At 59.1% G+C, this 13,767-nt stretch carries 13 protein-coding genes and 1 tRNA gene; 8 read left to right on the top strand and 6 right to left on the bottom strand.

Annotation, left to right across the window (positions count from 1 at the left end):
* Positions 1 to 80 precede the first annotated feature (80 nt).
* Positions 81 to 1,130, top strand: coding sequence for an HlyD family secretion protein (locus ACZ0A4_RS04770; protein ID WP_141129440.1), 1,050 nt, complete (start codon positions 81 to 83; stop codon positions 1,128 to 1,130).
* Positions 1,120 to 2,670: an MDR family MFS transporter gene (locus ACZ0A4_RS04765; RefSeq protein WP_016983543.1), complete on the top strand. Its 1,551-nt coding sequence runs from the start codon at positions 1,120 to 1,122 to the stop codon at positions 2,668 to 2,670. Before ACZ0A4_RS04770 ends, ACZ0A4_RS04765 begins: the two co-directional genes overlap by 11 nt.
* 138 nt (positions 2,671 to 2,808) lie before the next feature.
* Here the strand turns inward: ACZ0A4_RS04765 and uvrB are convergent, their stop codons facing one another.
* Positions 2,809 to 4,824: an excinuclease ABC subunit UvrB gene (gene uvrB / locus ACZ0A4_RS04760; RefSeq protein ID WP_463573330.1), complete on the bottom strand. Its 2,016-nt coding sequence runs from the start codon at positions 4,822 to 4,824 to the stop codon at positions 2,809 to 2,811.
* A gap of 337 nt (positions 4,825 to 5,161) precedes the next feature.
* Between uvrB and ACZ0A4_RS04755 the strand changes: the two genes are divergently transcribed.
* Positions 5,162 to 6,358, top strand: coding sequence for an amino acid aminotransferase (locus tag ACZ0A4_RS04755; protein ID WP_463573328.1), 1,197 nt, complete (start codon positions 5,162 to 5,164; stop codon positions 6,356 to 6,358).
* Positions 6,359 to 6,582: 224 nt separating this feature from the next.
* Positions 6,583 to 6,783: a hypothetical protein gene (locus ACZ0A4_RS04750; RefSeq protein ID WP_463557505.1), complete on the top strand. Its 201-nt coding sequence runs from the start codon at positions 6,583 to 6,585 to the stop codon at positions 6,781 to 6,783.
* Here ACZ0A4_RS04750 and ACZ0A4_RS04745 read toward each other — a convergent pair.
* Positions 6,780 to 7,010 (bottom strand): hypothetical protein, encoded by a 231-nt coding sequence (locus ACZ0A4_RS04745; protein ID WP_463573326.1) that lies wholly within the window; start codon positions 7,008 to 7,010, stop codon positions 6,780 to 6,782. The two genes, ACZ0A4_RS04750 and ACZ0A4_RS04745, sit on opposite strands and share 4 nt — an antisense overlap.
* 219 nt (positions 7,011 to 7,229) lie before the next feature.
* Here ACZ0A4_RS04745 and ACZ0A4_RS04740 point away from each other — a divergent pair.
* Positions 7,230 to 7,305, top strand: a tRNA-Asn gene (locus ACZ0A4_RS04740).
* A gap of 131 nt (positions 7,306 to 7,436) precedes the next feature.
* On the opposite strand, the gene ACZ0A4_RS04735 is transcribed toward ACZ0A4_RS04740, so the two are convergent.
* Positions 7,437 to 8,960 carry a nucleobase:cation symporter-2 family protein gene (locus tag ACZ0A4_RS04735; protein ID WP_103304845.1) on the bottom strand — a complete coding sequence of 508 codons (1,524 nt, stop codon included), beginning with the start codon at positions 8,958 to 8,960 and terminating at the stop codon, positions 7,437 to 7,439.
* 254 nt (positions 8,961 to 9,214) lie between these two features.
* Here ACZ0A4_RS04735 and ACZ0A4_RS04730 point away from each other — a divergent pair, with 254 nt between their 5' ends.
* Both ACZ0A4_RS04730 and ACZ0A4_RS04725 read left to right on the top strand, forming a co-directional pair.
* Positions 9,215 to 9,499 carry a BrnT family toxin gene (locus ACZ0A4_RS04730; RefSeq protein ID WP_463573324.1) on the top strand — a complete coding sequence of 95 codons (285 nt, stop codon included), beginning with the start codon at positions 9,215 to 9,217 and terminating at the stop codon, positions 9,497 to 9,499.
* A gap of 3 nt (positions 9,500 to 9,502) precedes the next feature.
* Complete coding sequence (locus tag ACZ0A4_RS04725) at positions 9,503 to 9,829, top strand: BrnA antitoxin family protein (RefSeq protein ID WP_463573322.1); 327 nt, start codon at positions 9,503 to 9,505, stop codon at positions 9,827 to 9,829.
* Here the strand turns inward: ACZ0A4_RS04725 and ACZ0A4_RS04720 are convergent.
* Both ACZ0A4_RS04720 and xth read right to left on the bottom strand, forming a co-directional pair.
* Positions 9,826 to 10,659: an arylamine N-acetyltransferase family protein gene (locus tag ACZ0A4_RS04720; protein ID WP_463573320.1), complete on the bottom strand. Its 834-nt coding sequence runs from the start codon at positions 10,657 to 10,659 to the stop codon at positions 9,826 to 9,828. The genes ACZ0A4_RS04725 and ACZ0A4_RS04720 overlap by 4 nt on opposite strands.
* A gap of 101 nt (positions 10,660 to 10,760) precedes the next feature.
* Complete coding sequence (xth, locus tag ACZ0A4_RS04715) at positions 10,761 to 11,555, bottom strand: exodeoxyribonuclease III (RefSeq protein WP_463573318.1); 795 nt, start codon at positions 11,553 to 11,555, stop codon at positions 10,761 to 10,763.
* Between the two features lie 129 nt (positions 11,556 to 11,684).
* Here xth and ACZ0A4_RS04710 point away from each other — a divergent pair, with 129 nt between their 5' ends.
* Entirely contained in the window at positions 11,685 to 12,266 is a 582-nt protein-coding gene (locus ACZ0A4_RS04710; RefSeq protein ID WP_463573316.1) for a GNAT family N-acetyltransferase, read from the top strand.
* A gap of 2 nt (positions 12,267 to 12,268) precedes the next feature.
* On the opposite strand, the gene ACZ0A4_RS04705 is transcribed toward ACZ0A4_RS04710, so the two are convergent.
* Positions 12,269 to 13,711, bottom strand: coding sequence for a mechanosensitive ion channel domain-containing protein (locus ACZ0A4_RS04705; RefSeq protein ID WP_463573314.1), 1,443 nt, complete (start codon positions 13,709 to 13,711; stop codon positions 12,269 to 12,271).
* Between the last annotated feature and the right edge of the window lie 56 nt (positions 13,712 to 13,767).

Below are 13,767 nucleotides of genomic sequence, written 5' to 3'. Positions count from 1 at the left end.
TGGCATTTACCGTTTATCGGCTGTATGCCAGATTCGCCTGCTGATAACTTTCCTTACAATTCCTCGACTACAGTTTGCCCATGCCTGCCCAACTCAAGCGTCGCCTGTTGATTTTCCTGTTGCTCGTCCTGCTGATCGCCGGGGGCTTTTTCGCCCATTGGTTTTTCAAGGGACGCTTTTATGAAAGCACCGACAACGCCTATGTCCAGGGCGAAATCACCCGCGTGTCGAGCCAACTGAGCGCGCGCATCGATGAAGTGCTGGTGCAGGACAATCAACACGTGGAAAAAGGCCAATTGCTCGTGCGCCTGGAACCGAATGATTTCCGCTTGGCCATCGACCGCGCCAATGCCGCCCTCGCCACCCGTGAAGCCGAACGCCTGCAGGCACAAAGCAAACTGACTCAGCAATCGAGCTTGATCGCCGCCAGCGACGCGCAGGTGGCGACCACCCAAGCGACGCTCGGCCGTTCGCAAATGGATTTGTCGCGGGCAGAAACCCTGCGCAAACCCGGTTACGTTTCCGAAGAACGTGTGACCACCCTCTCCGCCGACGCCCACATTGCTCGTTCACAAGTGGCCAAGGCACAGGCCGACGCGCAAGGCCAGCGCCAGCAGGTCAACGCCCTGAACGCGGAAATCAAACGCCTCGACGCACAGATCGCCAACGCCCGCGCCGATCTCGCGCAAGCCGAACTCAACCTGACCCGCAGCGAAATCCACGCGCCGATCAGCGGCCTGGTCGGCCAGCGCGCTGCCCGGAGCGGCCAAGTGGTGCAAGCCGGCGCTTACTTGCTGTCGATCGTCCCCGACGAAGACATCTGGGTGCAGGCCAACTTCAAGGAAACCCAGATCGGCCGTATGCAGCCCGGCCAAAAAGCCGAGCTGACCTTCGATGCCTATGGCGACACGCCGATCGAAGCGCGGGTCGACAGCCTGTTCGCCGCGTCGGGCGCGCAGTTCAGTCTGCTGCCACCGGATAACGCCACTGGCAACTTCACCAAAGTCGTGCAGCGGATTCCGGTGAAATTGACCTTCAAGGCCGACAACCCGCTGCACGGCAAAATCCGCCCGGGCATGTCCGTCACCGCCACCGTGAACATCAAAGACGCCCCGGACAATGGCCGGTGATTCGCTGATCCGCCCGGTCGGTGAACCGACCCGGCGCGATTGGATTGCGGTGATGAGCGTGATGCTCGGCGCCTTTATGGCCGTGCTCGACATCCAGATCACCAACTCATCGTTGAAAGACATTCAGGGCGCCTTGTCGGCGACGCTGGAGGAAGGCTCGTGGATTTCCACGTCGTATCTGGTCGCGGAAATCATCATGATCCCGCTGACCGCGTGGCTGGTGCAGCTGCTGTCGGCGCGACGTCTGGCGGTGTGGGTGTCGCTGGGCTTTCTGGTTTCCTCGCTGCTGTGCTCGATGGCCTGGAGCCTGGAGAGCATGATCGTCTTTCGTGCCATGCAGGGCTTTACCGGCGGCGCGCTGATCCCGTTGGCGTTCACCCTGACCCTGATCAAACTCCCCGAACACCACCGCGCCAAAGGGATGGCGATGTTCGCCATGACAGCGACCTTCGCCCCGTCTATCGGCCCGACGCTAGGCGGCTGGCTTACGGAAAACTGGGGGTGGGAGTACATCTTCTATATCAACATTCCGCCTGGGCTGATCATGATCGCCGGCCTGATGTACGGGCTGGAGAAGAAAGAGGCGCATTGGGAGTTGCTGAAAAGCACCGACTACACCGGCATCCTCACGCTGGGTATCGGTCTCGGCTGCTTGCAGGTTTTTCTCGAAGAAGGCCATCGCAAGGACTGGCTGGAATCAAGCCTGATCGTGACACTGGGCAGCATTGCGCTGGTGAGCCTGATCACCTTTGTGATCGTGCAGATCTCCAAACCCAATCCGCTGATCAACCTCGGCATTCTGCGTAATCGCAACTTCGGTTTATCGAGTATTTCCAGCCTGGGCATGGGGGTCGGGTTGTACGGCTCGATCTATCTGTTGCCGCTGTACCTGGCGCAGATCCAGAACTACAACGCCCTGCAGATCGGCGAAGTGATCATGTGGATGGGTGTGCCGCAGCTGTTTCTGATTCCGCTGGTGCCGAAGTTGATGAAGTTTGTCTCGCCGAAATGGCTGTGCACGATTGGCTTTGGACTGTTCGGGCTGGCGAGTTTTTCGTCAGGAGTGCTCAACCCGGATTTTGCCGGGCCGCAGTTCAACCAGATCCAGATTATTCGGGCACTAGGGCAGCCGTTGATCATGGTGACCATTTCGCTCATCGCCACGGCATACATCCTGCCGCAGGACGCGGGGTCCGCGTCGAGTCTGTTCAACATTCTGCGTAACCTCGGCGGTGCGATCGGGATTGCTTTGCTGGCGACGCTGCTGGATGCGCGCACCAAGACTTACTTCGATTATCTGCGTGAGGCGGTGGTGCCGACCAACCCGCAGGTGGCGGAGCGATTGGCGTCGATGACCGATCGGTTTGGCAGTGATACAGCAGCGCTGGGCAAGTTAAGTGAGATCGTCCATCAGCAGGCAGCGATCATGGCTTACAACGATGCGTTTCACTTTGTCGGGATTGCGCTGGGGATCAGCATGCTGGCGATTTTGTTGACCAAGAAATTGCCACAAGGGCTGAAGGCTGGGGAGTCTCACTGATTTTGCTGTGTCTGGTCTGGCCCCATCGCTGGCAAGCCAGCTCCCACAGGGATTGATGGTGAACACAAATTTTGTGAACACCAAAGAAACCTGTGGGAGCTGGCTTGCCAGCGATGAGGCCCGACCAGGCAACATCAATCAAACAGCCAAAAGCCGCTCGCGCAGTTTGGCAATCTCATCGCGCATCTGCGCCGCCGCTTCAAACTCCAGATCCCGCGCCAGCTGGTACATCTTCTCTTCCAGGGCACGAATGCGTTTGGTGATCTCGCTCGGCGAGCGCAGTTCGGCTTCGTACCTGGCGTTCTCTTCGGCGGCTTTGGCCATGCCTTTGCGCTTCTTGCTGCGCGAGCCCGGCACAGTGGCGCCTTCCATGATGTCGGCGACGTCCTTGATCACACCGCGCGGGGTGATGCCGTTTTCCAGGTTGAAGGCTATCTGCTTGTCACGACGACGCTCGGTCTCGCCAATAGCCCGCTCCATCGAACCGGTCATGCGGTCGGCATAGAGAATCGCCCGGCCATTGAGGTTTCGCGCCGCGCGGCCGATGGTCTGGATCAATGAACGCTCGGAACGCAGGAAACCTTCCTTGTCCGCATCGAGAATCGCCACCAGCGACACTTCCGGCATGTCCAGACCTTCACGCAGAAGGTTGATGCCGACCAGCACATCGAACGTGCCGAGGCGCAGGTCGCGGATGATTTCGACGCGCTCAACCGTGTCGATGTCCGAGTGCAAATAACGCACACGCACGCCGTGATCGGCGAGGTAATCGGTGAGATCTTCGGCCATGCGCTTGGTCAGCGTGGTGACGAGCACCCGCTCCTCGACCGCCACACGCTTGCCGATTTCCGACAGCAAATCGTCGACCTGCGTCAGCGCCGGACGCACTTCAACCTGCGGGTCGACCAGACCAGTCGGCCGCACCACTTGCTCGACCACACGACCGGCGTGTTCGGCTTCGTAGTTGCCTGGCGTTGCCGAGACGAAAATGGTCTGCGGGCTGACCCCCTCCCACTCGTCAAAACGCATTGGTCGATTGTCCAGCGCTGACGGCAGACGGAAGCCATATTCAACCAGGGTTTCTTTCCGCGAGCGGTCGCCCTTATACATCGCGCCGACTTGGGGCACGCTGACGTGGGATTCGTCGATCACCAGCAAGGCGTCAGCCGGCAGGTAATCGTAAAGCGTTGGCGGCGCGGCACCAGCCGGACGGCCAGACAGATAACGCGAGTAGTTTTCGATGCCGTTGCAGTAACCCAGCTCGAGGATCATTTCCAGGTCGAAACGGGTGCGCTGCTCCAGCCGCTGGGCTTCGACCAGTTTGTTGTTGCTGCGCAGGTATTCCAGACGCTCCTGCAATTCGACCTTGATGTGTTCGATGGCGTCGAGCAGGGTTTCCCGTGGCGTCACATAGTGGCTCTTCGGGTAGAACGTGAAGCGCGGCATCTTGCGGATGACTTCGCCGGTCAGCGGGTCGAAGGCGGAAATGCTTTCGACTTCGTCGTCGAACAGCTCGATGCGGATCGCTTCCAGATCGGATTCCGCCGGGTAGATGTCGATCACATCGCCACGCACACGGAACGTTGCACGGGCAAAATCCATGTCGTTGCGGGTGTATTGCAGATCGGCCAGACGCCGCAGCAGCGCACGCTGATCGAGCTTGTCGCCGCGATCGACGTGCAAGACCATCTTCAAATAGGTTTCCGGACTACCGAGACCGTAGATGCACGACACCGTGGTGACGATGATCGCGTCCTTGCGCTCGAGCAGCGCTTTGGTCGCGGACAAACGCATCTGCTCGATGTGGTCGTTGATCGACGCATCCTTCTCGATGAAGGTGTCGGACGACGGCACATAGGCTTCGGGCTGGTAGTAGTCGTAGTAGGAAACGAAGTATTCGACGGCGTTGTTCGGGAAAAACGCCTTGAACTCGCCGTACAACTGCGCGGCGAGGGTCTTGTTCGGCGCCAGCACCAGGGTCGGACGCTGGATCTGCGAGATGACATTGGCGATGCTGAAGGTCTTGCCCGAGCCGGTCACACCGAGCAGCGTCTGGTGCGCCAGCCCGGCTTCGATGCCCTCCACCAATTGACGGATGGCCTCCGGTTGATCGCCGGCGGGCTCGAAGCGGGTGACGAGCTGGAATTCGGACATATACACCTCTGGGATCGCGGCATTCCGAGCAAAGCGGAACACCACGGGGACGACCGCAAAAGACCGGTGTCGTGCAAGAAAAAACCTGGATTGTGCTCAATGTGGTGGCGATTGCCCGCTCTTTCAAGGCAAACGTCCTACATCCGCTAAAGACTCTGACACGGGCAGTCGACTAACGGTCAAGAAATAATCGGAAAAACTTACCCGAAAAGCCGAATCGCCTGTCGCCATTGCTCAGTAATGGCCTCTATACTAGCTCCCCGTTTGTGCACCGCTCTAGTGCATCCGGCTGGAGCGCGACACGTCCCTCCACTCTCCATTCAGAGCCGCCGCAATAATGAGCCTGTTCTCCGCTGTCGAAATGGCACCCCGCGATCCAATCCTGGGCCTCAACGAAGCATTCAACGCCGATACCCGGACCACCAAGGTCAACCTGGGCGTTGGCGTGTATTGCAACGAAGAGGGGCGAATTCCACTTCTGCGCGCCGTGATCGAAGCCGAGACGATTCGCGTCGCTCAACACGCTTCGCGCGGTTACCTGCCGATCGATGGCATCGCTGCCTACGACCAGGCCGTGCAAAAGCTGCTGTTCGGCAACGACTCGCCGCTGATCAGCGCCGGTCGCGTCATCACCACTCAGGCCGTCGGCGGAACCGGCGCACTGAAAATCGGTGCCGACTTCCTCAAGCAACTGCTGCCGAACGCCGTCGTCGCGATCAGCGACCCGAGCTGGGAAAACCACCGTGCGCTGTTCGAAACCGCCGGTTTCCCGGTGCAGAACTACCGCTACTACGACGCAGCCACCCACGATGTTAACCGTGCCGGCATGCTCGAAGACCTCAACGCCCTGCCAAACGGCTCGATCGTTATCCTCCATGCTTGCTGCCACAACCCGACCGGCGTCGACCTGACCCCAACGGACTGGAACAACGTGCTGGAAGTGGTCAAGGCCAAAGGTCACGTGCCGTTCCTCGACATGGCTTACCAGGGTTTCGGCGACGGTATCGACGAAGACGCCGCTGCCGTGCGCCTGTTCGCTGAATCCGGTCTGACTTTCTTTGTATCGAGTTCTTTCTCCAAGTCGTTCTCGCTGTACGGCGAACGCGTTGGTGCGCTGTCGATCATCAGCGAATCGAAAGAAGAAAGCGCGCGCGTGCTGTCGCAAGTCAAACGCGTGATTCGCACCAACTACTCCAACCCGCCGACCCACGGTGCGAGCATCGTCGCCGCTGTGTTGAACAGCCCGGAACTGCGTGCGCAGTGGGAAGCCGAGCTGGCCGAAATGCGTCTGCGCATTCGCGGCATGCGTACCCAGATGGTTGATCTGCTGGCAGAGAAAGCCCCGGGCCGCGACTTCAGCTTCGTCGGTCGTCAGCGCGGCATGTTCTCCTACTCCGGCCTGACCACCGAGCAAGTGCATCGCCTGCGTAACGAGTTCGGCATCTACGCTTTGGACACCGGCCGCATCTGCGTGGCGGCGCTGAACCAGAGCAACATCAAGGCAGTGACGGATGCGATTGTTCAGGTCATCTGATTTCGCCACGTGATGAAAAACGGGAAGCCTTGGGGCTTCCCGTTTTTTATTTGTCCGAAGGACGCCCCACACCCTCTAGACTGCACACACATCCAAATTGTGGGAGCGAGTCTGCTCGCGAATGCGGTTTGCCTGCCAACAATGATGGCGACTGACCCACCGCATTCGCGAGCAGGCTAGCTCCCACAGGTTTTGTGTTTATCCGAGAATTTTGTGAGATCTATATGAAAAACGACAACCTGCGCGCTGACCGTGACGATCTGGATGATTTCATCCCGCGCGCCTCGGCCAAACGCGAAAAAAGCCTGGTGCTGCAAGTCGCCGCCGGTGTGTTCCTGGGTGGCCTGGTGCTGTGGCTGGTGCAACTGGCAGCCACTGCGGCCTACGCCAAACTGATATTGGGCACCATCACCTTCGGCAGTTAAATCAGTTCAGTCGCGCGCTGAGCGGCAGCATCGTCATAAATGACGTACAGCGATTCGGCGACCTGGCTTTTGATCGCCTTGGTGCTTTCCAGCCCAAGGACGAACCCTTCGGCCTTGCCACCTGCGCGGTTCAATTCCTCGGCAGTGCTGGCTTGGGTGATTGCCTCGAAGAGTTTCTCGGCGTGCGGCCCTACCCCTTTGGGCAGGCTGATTTGCGTGGTGCTCATGCGAACACCTCGTTGTTACGGGCAGAAAGTTTCATGGCGCGTACCTTTTCGGCGAATGGCCGGCAGCGCGTGTGACCACTTCCGGGCGGCCATGGTAGACCTCTCGGGCGATTCTGGTAATCGCCAATCGCTGACAAATCACCGTCTGTCCTGTCGAATCGCAGTTTTTTGCAGCTGACGCTTGACTTCTCTTTTTGAATCAGTAACATACGCACCAATTCCGCAATAGCTCAGTTGGTAGAGCAAATGACTGTTAATCATTGGGTCCCTGGTTCGAGTCCAGGTTGTGGAGCCAAATAGCAAAGCCCCTGAATCGAAAGATTCAGGGGCTTTTTTGTGGGCGCTCGAAAAGATCATTTTGATTCTCAAACAAAAAGGGCCGATCTGCGTTTAACAGAACGGCCCTTTTCTATTCAGCTACAGCGGTCAGACATGCTCGCTGCTTTTCACCTGCGCTTTCGGCGCGCCATGTCCGTGGTCGTGATCATCCGGCTCGATCACTGGCACTTCCTTGCCATCGCAGTCGTGCAATTTGCCGTCGCTGAAGTAATCGCCTTCACGCAGCGCCGCCAGATCGCGATAGCGCAGGGTCCGCTCTTCCGCCGCCGCAAACACCGATTGCTGATCCGAGTTACCGGCGGTGAAGTGGTTGAACGCAAGGTTGAGCAGAATCGCCATGATCGCCGACGAGCTGATGCCCGAGTGGAAAATGGTCGCGAACCAGCTTGGGAAGTGATCGTAGAAGTTCGGCGCGGCAATCGGGATCATGCCGAAACCGATCGAGGTGGCAACAATGATCAGGTTGACGTTGTTGCGGTAATCAACCTTCGACAGCGTGCGGATACCACTCGCCGCCACCGTACCGAACAGCACAATACCGGCGCCGCCGAGTACCGAAGTCGGCACTGCAGCAATGACCCGCCCCATGAACGGCAGCAGGCCAAGGATCACCAGGAAGATACCGCCAGTAGCCACCACGTAACGGCTCTTGATCCCGGTGACCGCCACCAGCCCGACGTTCTGGGCGAAAGCGCTCTGGGTAAACGAACCGAAAATCGGCGCAAACATGCTCGACAGCATGTCCGCGCGCAGGCCATTGCCAAGACGTTTGGAATCGACTTTGGTGCCGATGATTTCACCGACTGCCAGAATGTCTGCCGAAGTCTCTACCAGCGTCACCATGACCACGATGCACATCGACAGGATCGCGGCGAAGTGGAAGGTTGGCATGCCGAAGTGGAACGGCGTCGGGAAGCCGAACATCGGCCCCGTAGTGACGCTGGAGAAATCCGCCATGCCAAGGAACACCGCCAGCACCGTGCCGATCACCATGGCCAACAGAATCGACAGACGCGAGATGGTCGAACTGCCGACTTTGCTCAGCAGCAACACCAACACCAGCGTGACCGCCGCCAGACCAATGTTCTGCATGCTGCCGAAGTCCGGCGCATGGCTGTTACCGCCCATCGCCCAGCGTGCGGCCACCGGCATCAGCGTCAGGCCGATGGTGGTGATCACGATACCGGTGACCAGCGGCGGGAAGAACTTGGTGATGCGCGAGAACACCGGCGTGATCAGTAAGCCAATCAACGACGCCGCAATTACCGCGCCGAGCACGGATTGAAAGCCGCCCTCCCCGCCACTGCTGACGATAGCGACCATGGTCGCCACGCCGGAGAACGACACGCCCTGAACCAGCGGCAACTGACAGCCAAAAAACGGCAGACCCAGGGTTTGCAGCAGCGTCGCCAGCCCCCCCGCAAACAATGAAGCAGCAATCAGCAAACCAATGTCCGCCGGCGACAGGCCGGCCGCCTGGCCGATGATCAGTGGCACCGCAACGATACCGCCGTACATGGTCAGAACATGTTGCAGGCCGTAAGCCATATTCGCGCCGACCCCGAGATTTTCATCCTCGGGCCGTTGGTGTGAAACATGGGGCGTTTTCATGGTGGGGGGTTCCCTGGTTTTTGTTATGCGCACACTGTATTCAATACTCGTGACAAATGTCCATAGAGTTGTATACAACTTATCAGTCACAAAATGGATAGGTAGCCACCCAACCTTCTAGCCTGCGGCTTGCATCCCCCACAAATCCGGCAACACTTCCTCCCCAGTACCCTCGCCTGCCGCCACTACGCTGAAGTGTTCACGGCGACCGACGGTGCGGTCGCGCTCTTTTTTATACATATAAAGTATGCATAATGAAGTTCATTGAAATTCAGTACGACAAAAGCAAGAACGCAGCCAACAAACTCAAGCACAAAGGCGTCAGCCTCGCCGAGACCGGGCCGGTCTTTGACGACGAACGAGCACTGACGATCGAGGACAACGACCATGACGAACAGCGCTGGATCACTATTGGCCTCAACGGCAAAGGGCGCTTGTTGGTCGTTGCTTACAGTTACCGGGATGCGAATGTCGTTCGAATCATTTCTGCACGTGTCGCCACACCCAGCGAACGTAGCGCTTATTTTCTGGAGGCTTGATCGATGAAAGACGAATATGACTTTTCTCAGGGTAAACGCGGTGCATTGGCGTCAAACAAGGGCAAAACCCGGATCACCATCATGCTGGATGACGCCGTCATCGAAGCGGCGCGAACGGTCGCGGAAAACGAAGGGTTCGGTTATCAGACGGTAATCAATAACACCCTGCGTCATGCCCTGCTCGATGCCGTTGCCAAACCGGAAAAAGCCGAATCGAGCGGGCAATTCAAGAAAGGCATCACCGCCGCCGACCTCAAGAGTCTCGAGAAAAAACTGTCAGCCGCGATCGGGGAAATCCGCCGAGTGCTGGAGCCAGACGCCAAGCCCTAACCAGACACGGGCTCGATCATCCGCGCCAAAGACTGGCGATTGTGGGGCAGATCCGGCAGATGCAGAGCAAACTCGCGCGCCAGCAATTCAATCAACTCACCGACTTCCGCCACCTCGCGCCGCTCACTGCTGGCACCCATGCGATGGATGGCGAAACTGCCGTTGTTCAGCGTCTTGCGCCAGCCCTCCCCGGTGCGCGCGACCATCAGGCGCTGACTGAACGGTGACTCAGGATGGGTCGAGACGTACCAGTTGCCAATGGTGTAATCGATGTCTTCCTGGCGTTGCAGGTCAAACAGGTACATCGGCCGCCATTCACCCGCCACCTTGGCTCGTAGCATGTAGCCGTCGGCCTGTTTTTCGATGCAATAAGGTTCGTGAGGGGTTGCTTGCTCAGTCTCGGTATCGAGGAGCAGCGGCGCGGTCGGCACCATGCCACCGAAGCCGACATCGCTGATATAACGCACATCGTCGATAGTCACCAGACTCAAGCGGTGCGTGCGCGCCGTCCAGCTGCCTTCTGGCTGATTCATCACCACCCGCCCGCTGATAGCACGTGCGTCGAAGCCCAGTTCAAGCAACAAGGCAAAAAACAGATTGTTCAGCTCATAGCAGTAGCCACCGCGACCACCGAGCAGAACCTTCTCTTCAATGGACGGCAAGTCGATCAGTACCGGCGCCCCGGTGATCGTCGCCAGGTTCTCGAACGCAAACACCCCGGTGTGGCGCAGTTGCAACCATCGCAAGCTCTCCAGCGTGGGCGCCGGCGGGGCATCAAACCCGAGACGTTGCAGGTACAGCTTCAGATTCGTCAGGCGTGGCTCACTCATTGCTCGATCCTTATGCATGGGGCCGCAGTTCACTGCGTTGATGGTCGCCATGTATACGGGATCGGGCACTGTTTTCGACAATTGATTTCGCCAATCGCCCGCTAGCGTTTCTTGCGTGAACCGATACGAATCCACGTCGGCGCATGGTCGCTGGCATGCGGTTCGTTGCGCACCCAGGCGTCTACGCCGGCCTCATGCAAATACGGACTCAGCGCCGGATTGAGCAGGAGATGATCGATGCGCAAACCGGAGTTGGTTTGCCAGTGCTGGCGGAAGTAATCCCAGAAGGTGTAGAGACGATCCTCGGGATACAGATGCCGCAGCGAATCGGTCCAGCCCTGATCAAGCAAACGCTGATAACACTCGCGGCTCTCCGGCTGCAGCAACGCGTCCTTGAGCCACGAACGGGTGTTGTAGATGTCCCTGTCGGTAGGCACAACGTTATAGTCACCGGCCAGCACGACCGGGTGATCGCTGCTTTGCAGGTCTTTGGCGTAGCTGATCAGCCGTTCGAACCAGGCCAGTTTGTAATCGAACTTCGGCCCCGGCTGCGGGTTGCCATTGGGCAGGTACAGGCAACCGACCAGCACGCCGTGCACCGCCGCTTCCAGATAACGACTGTGTTTGTCATCCGGATCGCCCGGCAGACCGCGGCGACTTTCCAGCGGTTGCGCATCGCGGGCGAGAATCGCCACGCCGTTCCACGAGGCCTGGCCCTGCCAGATCGCGCCGTAACCGACGGCTTCCAGTTCGGCGGCGGGGAATGCCGTGTCGACAGACTTGAGTTCTTGCAGGCAGGCGATGTCCGGTTGCTCGCGCTTGAGCCAGTCCAGCAAGTTGGGCAAACGTGCGCGTAAACCGTTGACGTTGTAGGTGGCGATCCGCAGGTTTTTCATTGGCTGAGGCTCCTGCCCGTGGGCTGTAAAAATTGTGACCCCGTGATCATCGCCACGGTTGCATCGGATCCGCCCGGTACGGCGTAATAGGCGCTCGCCCTTCGCCTGTACTGCCGAGACCGCAATCCCATGCAAACCACACTGCAAGGTCCGCGCATCCTCCTGCGCCCGCTCCAGTATTCAGATGCCGCTGCCCTGCTCCACGCTGCCGCTGACGGCGAATTGTGGAACCTCACCGTCACCGTTGTGCCCTCAGCAAGCACAGTCGACAGCTATCTGAAAAAGGCCCTCGATGGCCGTGACGCCGGCACGGTGCTACCGTTTGTCATTGTCTTGAAAGACACTGGGGAAGTGATCGGTTCAACCCGCTTCTGGAAGATCGACCCGCTCAATCGCAAGCTGGAAATCGGCAGCAGCTGGATCTCGGCGAGCTGGCAGAAATCCTTCGTCAATACCGAAGCCAAGTACCTAATGCTGCGCCACGCCTTCGACGTGCTCGATTGCGTGCGCGTGCAGTTCACCACCGACGAGAATAACCAGAAGTCGCGCAACGCGATTCTGCGCCTTGGCGCGCAACAGGAAGGCATCGTCCGCCATGAGCGGATCATGCCGGACGGGCGCAAGCGCAACTCGGTGCGTTTCAGCATCATCGACGACGAGTGGCCGCAGGTGCGCTTGCACCTGGAACAGAAACTCGCCGCCTACGCATAACTTCAAGCGCGACTGCGCAGCCATTGCAGGAAGCCTTTTTTCGCCACCACCACCGGCGCTTCCTCGGTCAGCGATTGCGCCTTGTGCAAGCGGTAATCGAGCAAGGTTTTCATGGCATCGCTGATATCGTGGCGAGCGTCCAGACACGGCTTCAGGTAAGTCTTCTCGATGCGGTACAGGGCGCAGAAGGTTTTCGCGGCAAACCTGGCCGGCACAGAAGAATCGGAAAGTATGCCGGCCTCGCCGATCACTTCGCCGGGGCCCATGCGCCCGGACTCGAACGGCGAGCCATGGCGAGTCAGGGTTACGGTAACCACGCCCGACTCGATAATGAACAAGTGATCGCTGACCTCCCCCGCTTCAAGGATCGTCTCGCCGGCACGGAAGGTTTGCAGGGTCATGTTCTGGCTGAAGGTGTCTTTCTCTTCCTGACGCAGGGTCGAAAATATTGGCGAACTGTCGAGCAACGCCCGTGGCCGCGACAGGTTGGTCGGCGCAGCACTTTCATCGCTCGACAGCAGATTGACCCCGGACGCCTGCAAGTGCCGATAGGCCAGGTCGAACAATTGATTGCGCACCACGCGCTTCTCGCCCATCGAGGCGACGAAACCGCTGATCTCGTATTCCGCGCCGCTGCTGCCGGAGCTTTTCAGCGCCACACTTGGCGCTGGTGTATCGAGCAACTGACGACAGCCCTGCATCGCCCGCTCCAGCGCATCGATCACTGAGTTGGGCCGCGCGTGCGGGCTGACCTGCACGCTGACCGCGACGCCGAACATATTGCTCGGTCGACTGAAGTTGATGATCTTGGCCTTGGCCGCCAGCGAGTTGGGAATCACCGCCATGCTGCCCTGACTGGTCTGCAGGCGCGTGGCGCGCCAGTCGATGTCGGTGACCCGCCCTTCCGTGCCGTCGATGGAAATCCAGTCATCCAGTTGATACGGCTTGGTGGTGTTGAGGACGATCCCGGAGAACACGTCGCTGAGCGTGCTCTGCAAGGCCAGACCGACGATGATCGCCAACGCGCCAGACGTCGCCAGCACGCCTTTGACCGGCAGATCGAGCACGTAAGCCAGCGCGGCAATGATCGCAATAAGGAAAATCACCGCGCCGAGCAGATCCTGCAACAGCCGCCCGGTGTGGCCGACCCGCTGCATCATCACTGCGCCGATCAATACCGTCAGGGTGCGCGCGCCGAACAGCCACCAGCCAATCTGCAACCCGGTCGCCGCCAGGTGCAGCGGCACGTTGTCGGCCCACGGCGCCGGCTCCATCGGGTTGAGGCCTTCGTTGAACAGCAGCACGCTGAACAAGGTGAAAATCAGCACCCGCACCAGCAGTTTCCACTCGCTGCCACGGGAGCTGATCAGACGCCACAGACCGAGATCGAGGAGGATCAGGATCAGCGCGCAAAACAACGGATGTTCGGTGAGCAGAGACAGCATCAAACAACTCCGACGAAGGCCAATCGCGAGAAGATCGCACAGATTGAGCAAGTGTA

It is taken from the genome of Pseudomonas sp. AC172 (assembly GCF_979258595.1).
The sequence above is the reverse complement of the archived record's forward strand: the minus strand, read 5'-3'. Positions and strand labels throughout refer to the sequence as shown.